Origin of the sequence: Caballeronia sordidicola (genome assembly GCF_000729995.1) — a bacterium.
GTDB lineage: Bacteria > Pseudomonadota > Gammaproteobacteria > Burkholderiales > Burkholderiaceae > Caballeronia > Caballeronia sordidicola_A.
The window spans coordinates 250,297-267,843 of record NZ_JNFG01000009.1 but is presented as its reverse complement, the minus strand read 5'-3'; the positions used below and the strand labels follow the sequence as shown (position 1 = coordinate 267,843).

The 17,547-nt window shown below is 55.6% G+C and carries 15 protein-coding genes; 6 read left to right on the top strand and 9 right to left on the bottom strand.

Translation table 11 applies throughout. The features are described 5' to 3' along the window. Nucleotides 1–47 precede the first annotated feature (47 nt). A complete protein-coding gene (tnpB, locus tag FH08_RS48335; RefSeq protein WP_075583318.1) occupies nucleotides 48–503 on the bottom strand; it encodes an IS66 family insertion sequence element accessory protein TnpB in 456 nt (151 codons plus the stop codon). Further along, complete coding sequence (locus FH08_RS0110625; protein WP_235210328.1) at nucleotides 503–952, bottom strand: IS66 family insertion sequence element accessory protein TnpB; 450 nt, start codon at nucleotides 950–952, stop codon at nucleotides 503–505. Before FH08_RS0110625 ends, tnpB begins: the two co-directional genes overlap by 1 nt. Before the next feature lie 394 nt (nucleotides 953–1,346). Here FH08_RS0110625 and FH08_RS0110620 point away from each other — a divergent pair, with 394 nt between their 5' ends. Then, nucleotides 1,347–2,369 (top strand): NADP-dependent oxidoreductase, encoded by a 1,023-nt coding sequence (locus FH08_RS0110620; RefSeq protein WP_031358298.1) that lies wholly within the window; start codon nucleotides 1,347–1,349, stop codon nucleotides 2,367–2,369. 160 nt (nucleotides 2,370–2,529) lie between these two features. Here FH08_RS0110620 and FH08_RS0110615 read toward each other — a convergent pair whose 3' ends face one another. From FH08_RS0110615 to FH08_RS0110585, 6 genes are all read right to left on the bottom strand, one after another. Further along, entirely contained in the window at nucleotides 2,530–3,405 is an 876-nt protein-coding gene (locus FH08_RS0110615; RefSeq protein WP_075583317.1) for an NAD(P)-dependent oxidoreductase, read from the bottom strand. A 168-nt stretch (nucleotides 3,406–3,573) separates the two neighbouring features. Continuing rightward, a complete protein-coding gene (locus tag FH08_RS0110610; protein WP_031358296.1) occupies nucleotides 3,574–5,028 on the bottom strand; it encodes an NAD(P)(+) transhydrogenase (Re/Si-specific) subunit beta in 1,455 nt (484 codons plus the stop codon). Then, entirely contained in the window at nucleotides 5,025–5,345 is a 321-nt protein-coding gene (locus tag FH08_RS0110605; RefSeq protein WP_031358295.1) for an NAD(P) transhydrogenase subunit alpha, read from the bottom strand. The genes FH08_RS0110610 and FH08_RS0110605 overlap by 4 nt, the downstream gene beginning before the upstream one ends. A 12-nt stretch (nucleotides 5,346–5,357) precedes the next feature. Then, a complete protein-coding gene (locus FH08_RS0110600) occupies nucleotides 5,358–6,500 on the bottom strand; it encodes a Re/Si-specific NAD(P)(+) transhydrogenase subunit alpha (RefSeq protein ID WP_031358294.1) in 1,143 nt (380 codons plus the stop codon). 152 nt (nucleotides 6,501–6,652) lie between these two features. Next, complete coding sequence (gene bioB / locus FH08_RS0110595) at nucleotides 6,653–7,729, bottom strand: biotin synthase BioB (protein ID WP_031358293.1); 1,077 nt, start codon at nucleotides 7,727–7,729, stop codon at nucleotides 6,653–6,655. Nucleotides 7,730–8,086: 357 nt separating this feature from the next. Beyond that, the gene (locus FH08_RS0110585; RefSeq protein WP_031358291.1) at nucleotides 8,087–9,256 is read right to left on the bottom strand and encodes an MFS transporter; all 1,170 of its coding nucleotides are present in this window, start codon (nucleotides 9,254–9,256) and stop codon (nucleotides 8,087–8,089) included. Between the two features lie 949 nt (nucleotides 9,257–10,205). Between FH08_RS0110585 and FH08_RS0110580 the strand changes: the two genes are divergently transcribed. Beyond that, entirely contained in the window at nucleotides 10,206–11,111 is a 906-nt protein-coding gene (locus FH08_RS0110580; protein ID WP_031358290.1) for a phytanoyl-CoA dioxygenase family protein, read from the top strand. 164 nt (nucleotides 11,112–11,275) lie between these two features. After that, on the top strand, nucleotides 11,276–12,016 hold the full coding sequence (fabG, locus tag FH08_RS0110575) for a 3-oxoacyl-ACP reductase FabG (protein WP_031358289.1): 741 nt from the start codon (nucleotides 11,276–11,278) through the stop codon (nucleotides 12,014–12,016). A gap of 52 nt (nucleotides 12,017–12,068) precedes the next feature. Here fabG and bioA read toward each other — a convergent pair whose 3' ends face one another. Continuing rightward, nucleotides 12,069–13,511, bottom strand: a complete 1,443-nt coding sequence (gene bioA / locus FH08_RS0110570) for an adenosylmethionine--8-amino-7-oxononanoate transaminase (protein WP_075583316.1) — start codon at nucleotides 13,509–13,511, stop codon at nucleotides 12,069–12,071. A 519-nt stretch (nucleotides 13,512–14,030) separates the two neighbouring features. Here bioA and FH08_RS0110565 point away from each other — a divergent pair. The 3 genes from FH08_RS0110565 to FH08_RS0110555 all read left to right on the top strand — a co-directional run bounded on the left by FH08_RS0110565 (nucleotide 14,031) and on the right by FH08_RS0110555 (nucleotide 17,543). Next, nucleotides 14,031–15,257, top strand: a complete 1,227-nt coding sequence (locus tag FH08_RS0110565; protein WP_035565825.1) for a cytochrome P450 — start codon at nucleotides 14,031–14,033, stop codon at nucleotides 15,255–15,257. A gap of 394 nt (nucleotides 15,258–15,651) precedes the next feature. Continuing rightward, nucleotides 15,652–16,698, top strand: coding sequence for a phosphotransferase (locus FH08_RS0110560; protein WP_031358286.1), 1,047 nt, complete (start codon nucleotides 15,652–15,654; stop codon nucleotides 16,696–16,698). A 71-nt stretch (nucleotides 16,699–16,769) separates the two neighbouring features. Then, complete coding sequence (locus tag FH08_RS0110555; protein WP_031358285.1) at nucleotides 16,770–17,543, top strand: SDR family NAD(P)-dependent oxidoreductase; 774 nt, start codon at nucleotides 16,770–16,772, stop codon at nucleotides 17,541–17,543. Nucleotides 17,544–17,547 lie beyond the last annotated feature (4 nt).

Here is a 17,547-nt window from a genome sequence, read left to right as displayed (position 1 = left end):
CGAGTTCACGGATGTAGGCCTGGGCCGCCGCTGGCAATCGGGAGAAGTCATCTTCGCTCATGCCCCCACGATAGCGAAGTGCTGCGCCCGGTGGGTTTGCGTCCATTTGTAACTGCCCGGCCAACCGTCGTTACCGGTAACGCCCGGCGTCCAGCTCGCGTGGCTGTACGCACGCACCGGGTGGCGTCACACTGCATCAATGTCGATGCCCCTGAGCAGCCAGTGCAGTTGTTCGGCGTCAGCTTGATCACCGATCGTTGCCGACGTGGCCAGACGAAGTGGTCTTCCTCACGGCGCCGCAACATGAGCCAGAAACCGGTACGCTCGTACAGCCGCAACTTGATCCGGTTACGCTTACGGTTGTGGAAGGCAAACACGGCGCGTGCAAATGGATCAAGCTGCATCGACTGCTCGACCAGCATCACCAGGCTGTTGATGCCAGCCAGAAAGTCGATCGGCTCCCGGTGCAGGAAGACCTTCAGGTCCGCCTCGAAGCGAAACATCAGCACGCTCCTGATGCGGCAGTCATCGCGGTCGCGAGTTCGGCATCGTGTCCCGGGGTTTCGAGCTTGAACTTCGCGTCGTTGGGCAACTGAGCCGACATACGCGCAGACGGTGTCGATCGTGGTGAAATTCGTGACGGCTCCGGTTCTGGTACGGGCTGCAGAGCGCGTGCCGGAGACAGCACCGGCGTTGGGTCATCGATCTCGACAACCGGCACGATGGATGCCCACGCGCCAGCCATGTCCTCCCTCACAGGGGCATTCGACTGTTCGTGTAGCCGAAGCCACTTGCGCAACTGGTTAGCACTCGCCCCAGCCGTCAGAGCCAGGCCGGACAGCGCTGTCCCCGGTTGCTGGCAGGCATCAATCAGTCGTCGCTTGTCTACCGGATCGGAGCTGCGTTTGCCGCCAGCACCAACGCGTGTCACCTGCAAGGGAAAAAAAGTCATGTCATCCTGGGTCATGGATTGCGTCCGCAAGTTGTCGTTGCGGACGCAATCGTGGACCTTCTCAAACACGGAAGCGAGGTGTGTGGAAACCCGCGCTTCGATATACCGATTTCTAGGCATGCGGCCGCTGCAGGGATTCGGACATGGCTGGCACTTGGCGATGACTGTACGGGTGCGACCCGATATAAGGCACACTTTCCGTTGGTGCCAGTGGAAAGTGCCCTGGAACGCCCATAGACGTAACTGTGCGAAGTCCACTATGTCCAGTGATCGCTCGGTTGTTGGCCTCGCCGCACCTGTCGCGACAATCGCACGGTGCTTAGCATGCATTTTCCATTGTATCGATGTCGTGTGAACGGCCGAAAGCAGTCGTGTCTATTTATGGAATATCCCAATGCAACATAACTCCCATGCTCAACGCATTGTCCTAGCTGCACGGCCCGAAGGCGAGCCTAAAACAACGGATTTTCGCCTTGAGAAAATGCCGATTCCAGAGCCTGCCTTAGGCCAGGTCCTTCTTCAGACCCTTTGGTTGTCGCTCGACCCTTACATGCGCGGAATGATGGATGACGTTGAGTCCTACGTGGAACCTGTCGGGCTAAATCAGACGATGGCTGGTGAAGTAGTCGCGCGCGTGCTCACTTCTCAGCTTGACGGCTATTCCCCGGGTGACGTGGTGCTGGCGCCTATCGGCTGGACGACCCATGGTCTCTCGGCTGGGACGAGATTGCGCAAGATTGCGCCAAGTACCATCCCGTTGGAAGCTCACTTGGGAGTTTTGGGCATGCCGGGGTTTACTGCGTACGCTGGGATGGCTGAAATCGGGAAGCCGAAACGCGGTGAGACGGTTGTGGTCGCTTCGGCCAGTGGCCCGGTAGGCTCGCTCGTTGGTCAAATTGCAAGACGTGCAGGGGCGAAAGTGGTTGGGATTGCGGGCGGTGCTGAGAAGTGCTCTTACGTGAAGGAAGTCTTTGGCTTTGACGTAGTCATCGACCATCGCAAAGGCGAACTCGGGCAGGCACTGTCAGATGCGTGTCCGAACGGAATTGATGTGTATTTTGAAAACGTCGGCGGCCCCGTCTGGGACGCTGTTTTCCCGTTGCTCAATCGCTTTGCAAGAGTACCTGTCTGCGGCTTGATTGCCGACTACAACGGCGTTTCAGGTGAAGACACGATTACTGCCCGGGACATTATGTTGATGACGTTGGTTAAGAGCTACACCATTCGTGGCTACATCAATTACGACCTGGAGCATTTACTGCCTGCATTTCTGGCTGACATTGCACCGGGTGTGGAGGATGGCAGTATCGCTCACAGGGAGCACATTGTTCAAGGATTGGAGAACGCGCCTGCTGCTCTCAACGGCCTATTGAAGGGGGGAAACTTCGGAAAGCTGGTTGTTAAGGTGGCTGAATAGTTAGGGCACTGGAGCGCTGCGGTTGTACTTTTTGATTCCACAAGGCCAGGTTTGGAGACGGTGTGCATATCGTGCCCGGAGTGTGGCGACTCCGGGGGAACTGAAGCCGACTAGAGAAATGAAGGAGTGCAGAACGTTGAAGGTCCGACCAATCCGAAGCTTACTTTCGACGGATAACTTCGAATGCGGCAGGCAATTCAGCAGCTTCAAACCCTTTGGCCTTGGTTTTTTCCAGATAGTCAGAAAACAGCTGGAGCAAGCTGTACTCGACTCCGGCCGATTTTGCTCGGTCCCGTAGAGATTGAACACCATACGAATGAACGACAATTGAGGCCTCGTTCCCCGCATAATCATTCCGCGAGATGGCGTCGGCGGCCTTTGCGACCGACTTATCCAGGACGTGCCGGAACGAATCCACTGCGCGCTTCAGGGTGTCGACGGATACGTCTGCTGCTTGCAACATCGCGGCGCTTTGTAGAAAGCCGAATGTGGTTGCGTAGTACATCGTTAGCAATCCACCGTCGAGATGATTAGCTGCTGCAGGATTCTTCCCGACGTAGGTGAAGGCTCCGCCTAACAGATGGAAATAATCTGCATATTGCTTATACGAAGCCTCTGGCCCCGAGGCTAGGAGCATGCATTCTTGGGTACCAACGGCGCGCGGATAATCCATAATCGCACCGTCAAGATAGTCCATGCCGATGTCGTCAGCCCAAATGGCGGAGCGAGCGGCTTCGTCGCCGGTTCCGGTGGTCAATTGGAGAAGCGTCTTCCCCTTCAATAGTCCTTCAATTTCGGGCGAGCGGAACAGCGAGTCGCTCGTGCCGTAATCGCTGAGGCAAACGATGATTAGTTCGCTAGCGTTGACCGCTTCCTCGATGTTGCCGGCAAGCTCAGCACCGAGTGCTACCAACGGTTTGGCCTTTTCTGCGCTTCGGTTCCAGACGGTAACCTTGTTTCCGCCTCGCAGGAGCGGCGCAACTAAGGCGCTGCCCATCTGTCCCAAGCCGACAACTGACACAGAAATTGATTTCATGAAGCCCTCGAGTTCTAAAGAAAACGCCGAGACGTAACGGTCTCGACAATATATGACTTTAAGCGTCCCATATTTGGCGGTACATGTGCATCGGGGCCAACCCACCAGGCGATTGCCACAAGTCAGTCAACGGTTCGCCCGGCTGGTCAGGCCACTTCCGCCATTGTTTTATTCGACTGCCTTCACCATGTCCTCAATCACCTTTTTCGCATCGCCGAAAACCATCATCGTCTTGTCCATGTAGAACAGGTCATTGTCAAGGCCTGCGTAGCCTGCCGCCATCGAACGCTTGTTAACAATCACGGTACGCGCCTTGTACGCTTCAATAATTGGCATGCCAGAAATTGGAGACTTCGGGTCCGTTTTCGCTGCCGGGTTCACGACGTCATTCGCGCCGAGCACCAGGACGACGTCGGTCTGCCCGAACTCGTTGTTGATGTCGTCCATCTCGAACACGAGGTCGTACGGTACCTCGGCCTCAGCTAGCAATACGTTCATATGGCCGGGCATCCGTCCGGCCACTGGGTGAATCGCGTAGCGAACATCAATGCCTTTCTCGACCAGTTTGTCCGTCAATTCCTTCAACGCATGTTGTGCGCGAGCGACGGCCAAGCCATAACCAGGCACGATAACAACCGACTCGGCGTTGGCTAGCATGAAAGATGCATCGTCCGCTGAACCTGCCTTCACGGGGCGTTGCTCCTGTCCCACTGCGCCAACGACGGCGCCTGGTTCAGCGCCAAACCCGCCTAGTAATACGTTGAGGAATGAGCGGTTCATTGCGTGGCACATGATGTGCGACAGAATCGCGCCCGACGAACCAACCAGTGAACCAGCAATAATCAACATTGCGTTGTTCAACGAGAAGCCGATGCCAGCCGCAGCCCAACCCGAATAGGAGTTGAGCATTGACACGACAACGGGCATATCTGCGCCGCCAATCGGGATGATGATTAGCACGCCCAGAGCAAAGGCAATCAGGGTCATGGCGATGAACGGCAGCCACGACTGCGTGACAAAGAAAACGACGCCGAAGCTAACCATCGCAATTGCGAGCAACAGATTGATGAAGTGCTGACCTGCGTAGATGACGGGCGCCCCCTGAAAGAGCCGAAACTTGTATTTACCAGCCAGTTTGCCGAAAGCTATCACTGACCCGGAGAAGGTGACGGCACCGACGAACGTGCCGACGGAAAGTTCGATACGGTTGCCATATGGCAGGAACCCTGTATTCGGACTATCTGGCGATACGAGACCGAACGCCGATGGCTCGGATACGACGGCGTAAGCGATGCAAACCGCGGCAAGGCCAATCAGTGAGTGCATGGCAGCGACGAGCTCTGGCATTTCGGTCATCTCGACCCGGGCCGCTACGAGTGCACCGACAGCGCCGCCGACAATAAGTCCGGCGAGCAAAAGACCCATGCCCAGACCAAGATTCGAACCGAGGGTCGACGCCTGCTTTGAAATCAGAGCGATGGTCGTCAAAATCGCGATCGCCATACCACCCATGCCGAACATGTTGCCGGCCCGAGCAGTCTTGGGATTCGACAGCCCTTTGAGCGCCTGAATGAAGAACACCGACGCAACGAGATACAGCAATGTGACGACGGTCATACTCATTTCGAATTCTCCTTTGTCAGCTTTTTCGGTCCCTTCTTCTTGAACATCTCTAGCATTCGTCGGGTCACGAGAAAACCGCCAAATACGTTTACCGCAGCCAGTCCAACAGCGAGCGTGCCAAAGAACTTGCCGGTTCCTCCGACAGTCAAGCCGGCCGCAAGCATCGCTCCTACGATGACGATTGCCGAAATTGCATTGGTGACAGCCATCAGCGGCGTATGCAATGCGGGTGTGACGTTCCAGACAACGTGGTAGCCGACATAAATGGCTAAAACGAAGATAATGAGGTTAATCACTGTATGGTTAATGACTTCCATTCCCGTCTCTCCTCAAGCCTTGCGTGTGAGTTCACCGTCTTTGGCTAGTAGTGTGGCCGCGATGATGTCGTCAGAGAAATCGATGTTCAAGGTTCCCGCCGGCGTGAGTATCAGCTTCAGGAAGTCGAGCATATTGCGTGCGTAGAGTGCAGATGCGTCCGAAGGCACCATGGAGGCCAGATTGGTGTATCCGGCAATCAATACCCCATGCTTTGTGACAACCGCGTCGGCTTCGGTAAGAGGGCAATTACCGCCTGGCCGCCCCTCGTATTGCGGACCGCGGCCGGCAGCAAGGTCAATGATTACGGAGCCTGCCTTCATTGCCTTGACTGTCTCAACAGAAATCAAAGTCGGGGCCGTTCGACCCGGAATGAGGGCGGTCGTGATGAGGATGTCAGCCTGCTTCGCACGCTCATGAACGATGGTGGCCTGACGCGCCAGCCAGCCCGGCGGCATTGGGCGTGCGTAACCGCCGACGCCACTAGCCGCTTCCCGCTCCTCGTCTGTTTCATAAGGCACGTCGAGGAATTTGGCACCGAGCGATTCAATCTGCTCCTTCACAGCTGGGCGAACGTCCGACGCTTCAATCACTGCACCGAGCCGCTTGGCCGTTGCAACGGCCTGAAGGCCTGCAACGCCCGCGCCTAAAACAAGTATTCGAGCCGCTTTCACCGTGCCTGCCGCGGTCATGAGCATCGGCATGAAGCGCGGATATAAGCCTGCAGCCAACAGCACAGCTTTGTAACCGGCAATATTGGCCTGAGACGAGAGAACGTCGAGGCTTTGCGCGCGCGTCGTACGCGGCGCTGAGTCCAGAGCGAAAGCGGTGACGCCGGTAGCCGCCAGCTTGGCGGCGCTATCTTTGTCGAAAGGGTCCAATATCCCTATAAGTGTCGCACCGCGCCTCAACAAAGGCAGCTCGGTTTCGTTGGGAGATTGGACCTTTAGAACGATGTCCGCGCCAAATGCAGTTACCGCATCGACAATCTCTGCGCCGGCAGCAGCGAAAGCGCCGTCGAGATAGCTTGCCGCTATGCCTGCACCGCTCTGCACAGTCACCCGATGTCCTTGGGCGACATATTTTTTCACTGTTTCGGGCGTGGCGGCGACTCGTGTCTCGTACGCCCTCCCTTCGGTAGGCACTCCGATATGCATTTCTGGGTCTCCGTTGCATGTAACAACTGATGGCACGAGCCATCTAGGCAATCAAATGGGTAAGCTTGGACGTGTGTAAACAGGAGGGACGTCGAGCTCGACGTCTCTCCTCCAGTATCGAAAAATACCGGCGTCGAGTTCCTACGCTTTGTTCATGCAGCTTGGCTTGCCTTTGAGGGCGCCTGATGCTGTGCGTGCTCACAAGAGGGGGCACACGCCTGCGCCTGCTTCATCGGCTGTGAACCCTCTGCCCGTATGCCAAGGCGTTCAAGCAGCCGCCGGTCGGCGTCAACTTGTGGATTGCTCGTCGTGAGCAACTGGTCCCCGTAGAAAATTGAATTGGCTCCGGCAGCGAAACAAAGGGCCTGCAGGGCTTCATCCATTTTTTCGCGGCCGGCTGACAGCCGGACCATTGCGCGGGGCATCGTTATGCGTGCTATGGCGATGGTGCGCACAAACTCGAAAGGGTCGAGGGGTGCAATACCAGCCAGCGGTGTACCGTCAACCTGAACGAGATTATTGATAGGTACCGACTCTGGGTAGGGCTCCATATTGGCGAGTTGCGCAATTAGTCCCGCGCGCTCTCGCCGAGATTCCCCCATTCCTACAATCCCGCCGCAGCAAACGTTGATTCCAGCGTCGCGGACATGCTCGAGCGTGTCCAGACGGTCTTGGTATGTGCGTGTGGAGATAATCTGACCGTAGAATTCGGGTGATGTATCGAGGTTATGGTTGTAATAATCGAGGCCAGCTTCACGCAGAGCTTTCGCTTGGCGCGCCTCCAGCATGCCGAGTGTCACGCAGGTCTCCATACCCATTGCTTTCACGCCTCGAATCATGTCTTTTATGGGCTCGAGATGTCGGTCCTTCGGGTTCCGCCATGCCGCGCCCATGCAAAAGCGAGTTGCGCCGCTCTGTTGCGCCAGTCGTGCAGCAGCGAGGACTTCATCCACGGTCATAAGTTTGGCGGCTTTCACATTAGTAGCGTGATGCGCCGACTGCGGACAGTACGCGCAATCTTCCTCACACCCCCCTGTCTTGATAGAGAGAAGGGTAGATAGCTGTACCGTATTTGGGGAAAAATGCTCGCGATGTACTTGTTGCGCACTGAACAGCAAGTCGATGAACGGCCGCTCGTAGAGTGAGACCAGATCTGAAACCTGCCATCGCTTTACAGCGCTTTTCGATATGAGATTAGTACTGCATGCGGAAATTTTTGATTCGCTCATCGCGCATATCCATTTCAGTAGTTCGTAATTAGTGGCTTGTCAGACCGTTGCCAAGCGAGCGCCGAAGAGCGGCGAGCAGGTGTCTTTTTCGGCTGCTTCTGCGCTTCGATGAGGCACGGGCGGGGAAGGTGCTGCGTAGACAGCCACGGTATGGCATTTCGAACTGGCTTCGCTTGCTGTTTCGAAGACGTGCGGCTTATGCGAATGTGTGGCTGGCGGAGTCCGCCCAACTTGCTTTTGATAAGCGTGGACGCGGAGCTGCTCATGAAACAGTATCCGCGCAGCGAACATCGATGTCGGCGACCCCATTTCGACTCATATTGTCCATGACCATTTCGGTGCACACGGCCTCTTTCCCTAGGCAATAGATACGGTTCGCGTCTTTTGAAAAAGATGCACACCGCTCAGTGCCAGCCCGAGAGCGATAACAAGCAAAACAGCGGAACTGAAACCAATGTAGTGCAATCCCCCGAGAGAAAAGAACAACGCGCCCAGCGCCGGACCGGCGGCAGCACCAAGGTTTAGAATTGCGCCGCCGATAGCGGCACTGCGGCCTGTATCGTCGAGCTCCGCAAGAAGGGCTTGGACATAGGGAAGTGTAAAGGTCAGGGCAGCGGAAAGCGTGATGGTCGACGCCAAGAAAAGCGATCGCGTCGGGACGACGTACATTCCAAATGAAATTGCGATTAGCAGAATCAGCCCGATGACGATGGGCAGGCGGTAGCCAAGTCGCGTTCCTAGCCATGTAGCCGCAAGCGCCGCTGGGATTTGTGCCAGAGCTAAAGCGGTAAACGCGGTGGTTACCTCCGCTTCGGTTAAATGCAAGACTTGCGCGGCGGCTTCGGCGAATGTCCAGCAGACCGCCTGCGATGCAAACATTGCAAATATGGAAACAAGTACCTGCATGACGCCAGCTGGCATCATGGCTTTTGGGGAGGAGCTGACGCTGCTTATAACCGGTCGCTTGAGCTTCGCGCGTGGAACGCCAAAGGAAAAAAGACCGACAAAGACGAGCAAGAGGATCTCGACAAAATCGAACCCCCTTGGTCCGAATTCACTGATAGCAGATGGGACGCAATACATGAGCGCAGAGAACATGAACGACATCGTCAGCAACATCTGCGCGTATGTTTTCTCCGGGCCTTTGTACATCGCAGGCAGTGCGTTTGTAGTAGCAGTTAACACCCCGAGTCCTGCGCCAACGACAAGGCGCGATACGGTCGCTGTGGTGGAATTTTCCGCGAAAGTCGACAGGAGAGAGCCCGCTATAGCGATTGCGACCGCCGTAACCGAGAGAAGTCGCTTATCACGAAATTCAATCGAACGGCCGGCGACTACCGCCGCGATGGCCAGCGCAAGGAGTTCGGCGGAAGCTATCCAGCCCGCTATCGCCTCGTTCACGCCAAAGCGACTTGAAAGACTCGCGACCTCATAGGGGAGACTTGCAAAACTCAGCCAAGCCAAGGTCGCGACAATTAACAGGGAGAGTCTTTCGGTGCGGGCGAGGCTGGGGTGATGGTTGTTCATCGCGTTACCTTCAATTTTCGCCGGGTTGCCAGTGAGATATTCTTCGAGGAACGTGACGCTCCGTCCGAAATCCGATTCATATGAAACATTGGGCGCCCCTGCTGTGTGTCAGTGGCTATTCATTCCCTTTGAGTTTAAGGAGCCAAAATCCTGCTGAAATGTGCGTCGAGGTCATTTCTAAGTGCGCTGAGGTCAATGTGAAGGACCACTGGTTGTAGAATAGGTACAAACCAGAATCCGCTCGACATCAAAAGTGGCAGAGATTCGATTTGCCCTACAAAGGCTACGACGCAGTAGAAAATTCAGATGCATTCGCGGTCCCCCTGCAGTTTGCCTGACAGCGCTTCGCAGGTGAGGCGCTCTTTATAGGAAAGCTTGTTGATATTGGTAAAGAGTTTGACAGAAAGTTAGGATAACTAGATAGATGAGGCGATGCGAAGGCGCACAGCGAACCGCGCATTGACGACGAGTTGCCGCATGGGATATTGGTCCGGTAAGTGCCGTCTTGCCGGCAAGCTCATACATTGACAAATTGATTCTATCGACATCCGCTGTATGTGCAATGTCCATCCAGGCCAGAAAGAGTTAGGCGCATGGCCAACTTTCACCTCGACGCAGGCGCGACGTGTTGTCAACCTCAGGCCGCTTCACGGCCTGTCTGATTCGCCATGAAGGTCGGTGGCCATGTGTCACATCTTGATTGTCCTGCCTTCACATGTCGATACCGAAGACCAAACCATAGACTGGAGGGAAATCCGGAAGGCGAGGTCTTGACGGGCTGTTCAGAATTGCTCACATAGAGGGAGTGCGGATAACTGAGCCTCGTCGGTCTGGAGTATTGATTGAAACTTCAGGTGACCAAAAATCTAGATTCGGCTCTTGAACATGAGATAAGGCGTCACGGATTTCACGGAGTGAAGATTCCAGTGGAATAACCCATGAGGAAAAAATGTCACAGTCGAAACTAACAAGACTTACTAACGCGGCGACCGTTGAAGATGTTGTGGCCGTGATTGAACGGGATGGAGGCGTAATCATAGAAGGCTTCCTGTCGGCAGACGCACTCCGCGAACTGAACGCCGACCTTGAACCTATTTTGAATGTCACGCCGTTTGGAGAGGATCCGACGTTCGCAGGTGTCAATACGCGACGTGCCGGTGCTTTGTTCGCACGGTCGCGCCGCATGGTCGATATCGTTTTGCACCCTCTGTACAAGGGAGCAGCCGATTCAATTCTTAAAAAGCCGGTTGATGTGTGGTTTGGCGAAAATCGGGTGGCGGTGACGCCGATGATTCAGGTCGGCATGACACAGGCGATTCAAATTGGACCGGGGCAAGGGGAGCAACCACTTCATCGCGACGACACGGTATTCTCCTGGCGGCATCCCACTTTCGCACGTGAGGCGCGGCTTCAAATCATGGTCGCCGCCTCGGATTTCACCGCTGAAAACGGCGGCACGCTAGTCATCCCAGGTAGCCATAAATGGGATGACGAACGACAGCCGTCGCGGGCCGAAGCCATCTCCACGGAGATGACTGCCGGTTCTGCATTGATTTGGGTCGGCTCGCTGTATCACGCTGGCGGTCAAAACAAGACTGAGACGGCCAGACTCGGCGTCACCATGTCGATTGACCTGGGAAATCTTCGTCAGGAAGAAAATCAATATTTGAGCCTGCCCGTCGAGAAGGTGAAGTCGCTACCAAGTGAAGTCCAGCAATTGCTCGGATGGGCGGCGGGTGACAACTACATGGGTTGGGTCGAGATTGATGGGCAAATGTGCGACCCTCAAGTTTTATTGGGGACCGAAAGCGACAACCCGATAGAGAAGCGCCAGTTGCAGGCGCTTAAGCAATAGCACGCAACTGCAGCTTGCCGAGAGCTTGATGATCTCAGGTACCCCTACTATAGCCATGCGGTTATGCTGGCCACCGCGTTTCAGCTCTACGCCAGTGGTTTGGCTACGTGGAACGTCCTCAATTCAGCTGCATCACCGCAACGTGGAGCTTTGGAAATACCAATATGAAGCTCAAGGACAGGGTGGCGGTCGTGACGGGTGCGGCAGATGGAATCGGGCTCGCAACGGTGCGACGACTTTCAGAGGAGGGGGCTGTCGTAGTCATGTGCGATATCGCCCATGCGCAGCTAGGCGAAGAATGGGCAAAGCTCAAGCAGATTGGCCGTCGCGTTGCGTGTTTTCCGCTGGATGTGACCTGTCGCACCGGTATTGATTTGATGGTCGTGGAGGTGTGCCGGCGATTCGGCCGGATCGACATTCTGATAAATAATGCTGGCATCACTCAGGATGCACGGCTTGTCAAAATGACCGACCAGCAGTTCGACGCCGTCATGAATGTCAATCTCAAAGGCGCTTTTAACTGCACTCAGGCCGTTGTGGACGTGATGCTTAAACATAGACGCGGCGTGGTGCTGAATGCATCCAGCATTGTCGGCGTCTATGGCAATTTCGGGCAGTCGAATTACTCTGCTAGCAAGTTCGGCGTTATCGGTTTAACAAAAAGCTGGGCACGTGAGTTTGGTCCGATGGGAATTCGTGTCAATGCTGTTTGTCCTGGATTTATCGGTACAACCAGCCTGCTCAAGATACCAGAGGATAGTCTTGGCAAGATGCGCAGTTCGTGCTGGCAGAGACGCCTGGGGCTGCCCGATGAGGTCGCGAGTGTCTATGCGTTCTTGGCGAGCGACGACGCAAGCTACATTAACGGTGCTGCAATTGAGGTGTCCGGCGGGGTGACACTGTAATGATTGATAACTCACGAGGCAGCAAGCGGTGAACGTGGCCGTGTGGTCGGACTCAGGGCAACGTGACCTCGGACCCTGCGGTGTGTCGATGGTCGTCGAGTTGCGAAAGCGTATCGTTGACGGTTTCCAGTGTCCTCTCCGCGAGCCAGTGCGCAAGCTCGTTGTTCAGAACGTACGGTGGCAGAAGATACACTGTGCGTCCAATCGGACGAATCAGCAGACCGTGCCGTCTACCCTGCATGTGGAAACGTTCAGCGAATTGCGGACCGGAAAATTCGTCACGGACGTCAAATGCCCATATCATGCCGCACTGTCTGAAACTCTCAATGCGGTGGTCAGCCGCGAGCTCTGCCAATGCTTTCGTTAGAGTCAACCCGACGCGTTGATTCTTGCGAAGGACGTTGTTTTCCTCAAACCTGTCCAGTACAGCTAGCGCCGCGCGGCATGCTAGCGCGTTGCCCGTGTACGAGTGAGAGTGAAGGAATCCACGCGAGACGTCATCGTCGAGAAATGCGTCGAAGATAGCGTCACGACTCAGAACAATAGAAAGTGGAAGGTATCCGCCGGTGATTCCTTTCGAAAGGCAGAGGAAATCCGGCCAGATAGCAGGTGCACCAGGCAGTGCCGCTTGCTGGAAAGCGAAGAAGGTGCCCGTACGGCCACAGCCGACAGCTATTTCGTCTGCTATCAGATGAATATCAAATCTATCGCAAAGGGCACGCAGCCCGCGCAGGTAGACCGCGTCGTGCATTGCCATACCCCCGGCACACTGGACCAGCGGTTCGATAATTATCGCAGCGATGTCCAGATGTCGCGTTTCGAATAGCGCGCGGACTTCTTGAAGGGCGCGGTTCGCCACGTCTTCGTTGGTCTCGGTGTCTCGCGCAGCGCGGGAGTCAGGCGACATGACCAGGTGAGGGTGCAGCAGCAACGGGTCATAGACATGACGAAATAGCGCAACGTCGGTCACAGACAATGCACCGAGCGTCTCGCCATGGTAGCCGCTGCGAAGACATACGAATTCCCTTTTCCCGGCCACTCCCTTGTTGCGCCAGTAGTGGTAGCTCATCTTTAGTGCAATCTCAACGGCGGATGCTCCGTCGCTTCCGTAGAACGCATGGCCTAATACTCCCCCGGTCAGGGCGTTCAGCCGTTCGGCTAGCTCCACCGCTGGCGCATGCGTGCAGCCTGCAAGCATGACGTGGGGCAGAGTTACGAGTTGATTTCGAAGCACTGCGTTTATCCCGGCGTCGGAATGCCCGAAGAGATTGACCCACCACGAACTGTTGGCGTCGAAGTAGCGTCGACCTTCGTAATCTTCGAGCCATGGCCCCTGTGCTCGCGCAATAGGCAGGGGAGGCGCGACGCCGGCGCGCTGCATCTGCGAGCACGGATGCCAGACGTGACGTGCGCTGCGTTGTTGCCACGCCAAGTTAGCACTAGCTCCGGCTTCGCCACCGGACACTGACGCCTGAGATTTCGAGTTGTTCACCATCGCCGAGGTCATTCCGAATTTTTGCCCGTTTGGATGCACGTCCGTTGGTTGTCACTGGGGACGAGGACGCACACTTCTCCGATGCGAATCTATTGTCCACGTTTGTGTAGGTTTAAAGAGGTCCTAAGCGGACAGATTCCTGTGCGAGCGATGCACATCAGATGGTTGTCGAATACTTGAAGGCGGTCGTGTCTTTCGTTGCACTTTTGCTGTCCGTTTCGAACCTGTCTTCGCCTATTTCCGTAATGTAGTCTCGGTACGTGTTGCAAGCCGGACCTTCACGGGAGCCAAACGGGACACGATGTGTTGCGGGGCGACCAGGCGGGACATTGCGATATTGCGCGGCTTTGGACAGCACATCCCGACCCGCCTCCCGGGCACGGTCCGTACAGCCATCGGAAGAGAGTGTGCGGACGAGTCAGCTATTGCGAGTCGCTCCGCGCTCAGGACTTTCAATGATGCTCGCGGAGGGCCGGTAAGAGCTTTTGTCTAACTGTCTTTGTATCGAGCAATACGTTGATGAATATCCTCACAACGGGTTTTCTCGAAAACCCGTATCCAACATATGCACAGCTGCGCAACGCGGGCCCGATCCACTGGAGCGACGAGTTTTTTGGCGGCGCTTGGCTTGTCACGCGTCATCGAGATATTGCGGAGGTGTTGCAGAGTCGTCGATATTCCGCGCGTCGCACGGGAGGCTGGGTAACGGCGGGAAAGCTCGAAGACAAGTTGGAACTCTGTCCGTTCCAGAAGCTTTTTAGTCGAGCGATGCTGTTTCTTGACTCTCCAGACCATGGTCGTCTGAGGCGAGTCCTGAATCGCGCGATGAAGGAAGCTGTTTCCCGAGTTTCTCGTGAGTTCGTCGAAGCAACAGTACTTGGGTTGATCGACGGTGTCGGCGCGACCCGCGAGTTCGATTTCGTGAGTGAGATAGCTACCCCGCTGCCTGCCTTGGTTATCGCTCGGGTGTTGGGAATCGAAAATTTACGCGAACCCCGTCTCCACGAATGGTCGGCAGATTTGTCCGCTTTTATCGGCTCCCCGGAGCCAGACCTGGACTTAAGGAGGCGAGCCCAGACCAGCCTTCTTGAAATGTACGGCTTTTTTAAGGAAGTGATTGCGAGCCGTCGAACGTTCGGTTGCGATGATGACCTCGTGTCGTCGTTGATAACTGCTGAAGTGCGAGGGGAGTTAGCTTCGGAGCCAGAACTCGTCACCCAATGCGCAATGATGCTGTTTGCAGGCTACGAGACAACGCGAAATCTGCTCGGCAACGGAATGCGGGCGCTCTTGGCCAATCCGCCAGAATGGAACGCGCTTCTGGCGGCTCCCGAGCTCACGCCCGGAGCGGTTCGTGAGCTCCTGCGCTATGACAGCCCAGTTCAATACACAGGACGGCGTGTCACTACAGACCACGTGCTCCATGGACGCAAACTGGAGCGCGGGCAATTGGTCATTGCGTTGATTGGTTCGGCAAACCGCGACCCCGAGAGGTATACCTCTCCCGACCGTTTGGATATCAAGAGGCGAGAGGGGTCAAATCTGTCATTCGGGCAAGGTCCGCATGTCTGCATCGGGGCATCACTCACTCAGTTGGAGGCAGAGGTTACGTTTCGCGCTATTGCGAGGCGTTGGCCGGACATGCGGTTATCTGATGTCGGTGGTTCACAAAACCGAAACGCGGTCTACCGTGGCCTTGGAAGTCTGTCGGTGAGAACGGGAGGGCATGAATTGGCTCGACCTTAAGGTTTCGTAGATTTGTGGCCGGGTTAAGCGGCGCGACTTCAGACAGTCGTTCGGCAACTGGACCTCTCCACACCGGTAGTTGTCCGATGCTCACCTTTTTCTCCTCTCGTCTCAATCGTAATCTGTAGCCAGCAACCAATAGAAGGGTGGACGGATTGGGTGATTCGTCACCTCTTAAATAGTCCGAGAACATATCCGCCCGGTGGACTACAAGGCTGGAATTACTTCGAATTCACGGCCGGTTCGAACGACCGGCCGCAAGTAATTTCGAGCCTTACGAGCTAAAACTTTTGAATTGAGGCATCGCGTGGCTTGGATGTAGAGATGCATCGTCTTCGGAGGCATCCTTCACTGTCACCCCTGCAAAACTCATCTTTTGAATTCAGGAAGATTGATGGACATCAGACAATCCGGTACCACAGCAGCGCATCTGTCGCGGATCGAAGAGATTTCGCACGTGCGTCGGTCTTGGACGCCAGCGCAGACCGAGGCGCACATCCGGACACTTTCGATTTGGGACGGCCCGATTGAAGTCGAGCAGAAATTTGGAGGACTTCAAAACCGGACCTTCTTCGTGACAACCATTTCCGGAGAGAGATTCGCGGTCCGAATCGGTTTTGACCAATTCCGGACAAGGCAGACCGCTATCGTCCAGTGCACTATCGCGGCACACACGCTCGGCGTTGGTCCGCGACTAATTTATGCTGAACCGAACCTCACCGTCACCGAGTTCGTGCACGGTGACGGTGTGCAGCTTGAGCAGATGAAAGACCGAGCCATCGTGAGGCAGATCATCGACAGCATGAGAAAGCTGCACAACGGCTCCCATGCAGTAGAGCAAACAATCAGCTATTGGTGGCCTTTCGACTCGGTGAGGCGCTACCTGAAGGCCATGGAAAACGGAAAGGAAGCCAATGGTTTCCAGCCGTCGAAATGGGTCGCCATGGTGCCCAGATTCCGGGAGATTACGAATCGGCTCGAAAAGGCAATTCAGCCCTATCTTCCGGTCCTGACCCACAACGATATGGTGTTCGTGAACATGATTTTCGACCCTGACGGTCAGATCATGTTTATCGATTGGGACGGAGGCGCGTATGGGCATCCGATGTGGGATGTCGCCGAAATGTTGATGTGGGGAGAGGCGGACGATGAAATGACGCGGTATGCACTGCAGTGCTACTACGGCGAAATCAACGGTGAACAACTGCAGCAGCGTCTGCGTGAAGTTCACGCATTCCAAATCATGTCGGCGCTGCGTCTGTGCACTGAATGTGCAGAACACATCCTCGACCCTTACTTCTTCCTCACACCTGAGGAGGTATCGAAGGGAATGGATGTCGTTCTTCCTGGACAGGACCCATCTTTCGATGGTCTTTACGACCTGATCCTACCGCGGTTCGAATCACTTTTAAGCCAATACGGGCGTGAATTTGAGAGTTGATGCCAGCCGAGTCTGCCGGCGGACTGCGAGCTCCCTCCAACGGAAAGAATCGCTGCATAGAGGATACTGACATGAAGCTAGTGGGAAAGAAGATACTGGTGACGGGCAGCACGATGGGTATCGGCTATGGCGCGGCGACCCAGTTGCTCGAAGAAGGTGCGGTTGTGGCCATCCATGGCCGCGATATGACGCGCGTGCGCGACACGATTCAAAAGTTGGGCGGAGGCGAACGTCTCGTTCCCGTCATCGGGGACGTGGCTGATCTAGATTCGTGCAAATCTATTGTCGAACAGGCCGTGGCGCAGATGGGCTGCCTCGATTGTTTGGTCAACAATGCTGGCATCGGCGAATTGGGTTACCTCGAGGACCTCTCCGAGGAGCATTTCGACCGCGTCATCAATACGAATCTCCGTTCAGCCTTTTTTCTTACTCAATATGCCCTTCCGGAATTGAAGAAGACACGCGGTAACGTTATTTTCACAGCGTCGACGGCGGGTATTTGTGCTGGACCAACAGATAGCCATGTGTACGCAGCTGCGAAAAGCGGGATGATTTCCCTTGGGCAATCGCTCGCCTTGGAGCTCGCGCCTTATGGCGTTCGAGTGAACATGCTGTGTCCGGGATACATCGACACCCCGCTTATCGCGGCTGAGAACGCCAAACTTAACGGTCAAGTGTTCCAGTTCATCGAGGCATGCGTGCCGCTGGAACGCCTAGGGAGTATCGAAGAGTGCGGATCTACCATCGCTTACCTCGCGTCGGATGCAGCAGCCTACTTTACGGGTTCTGTTATCTCGAACGATGGCGGGTCAACAGCCGCCCGCTCTTGGGGCGGCCGCAATTGAGCCG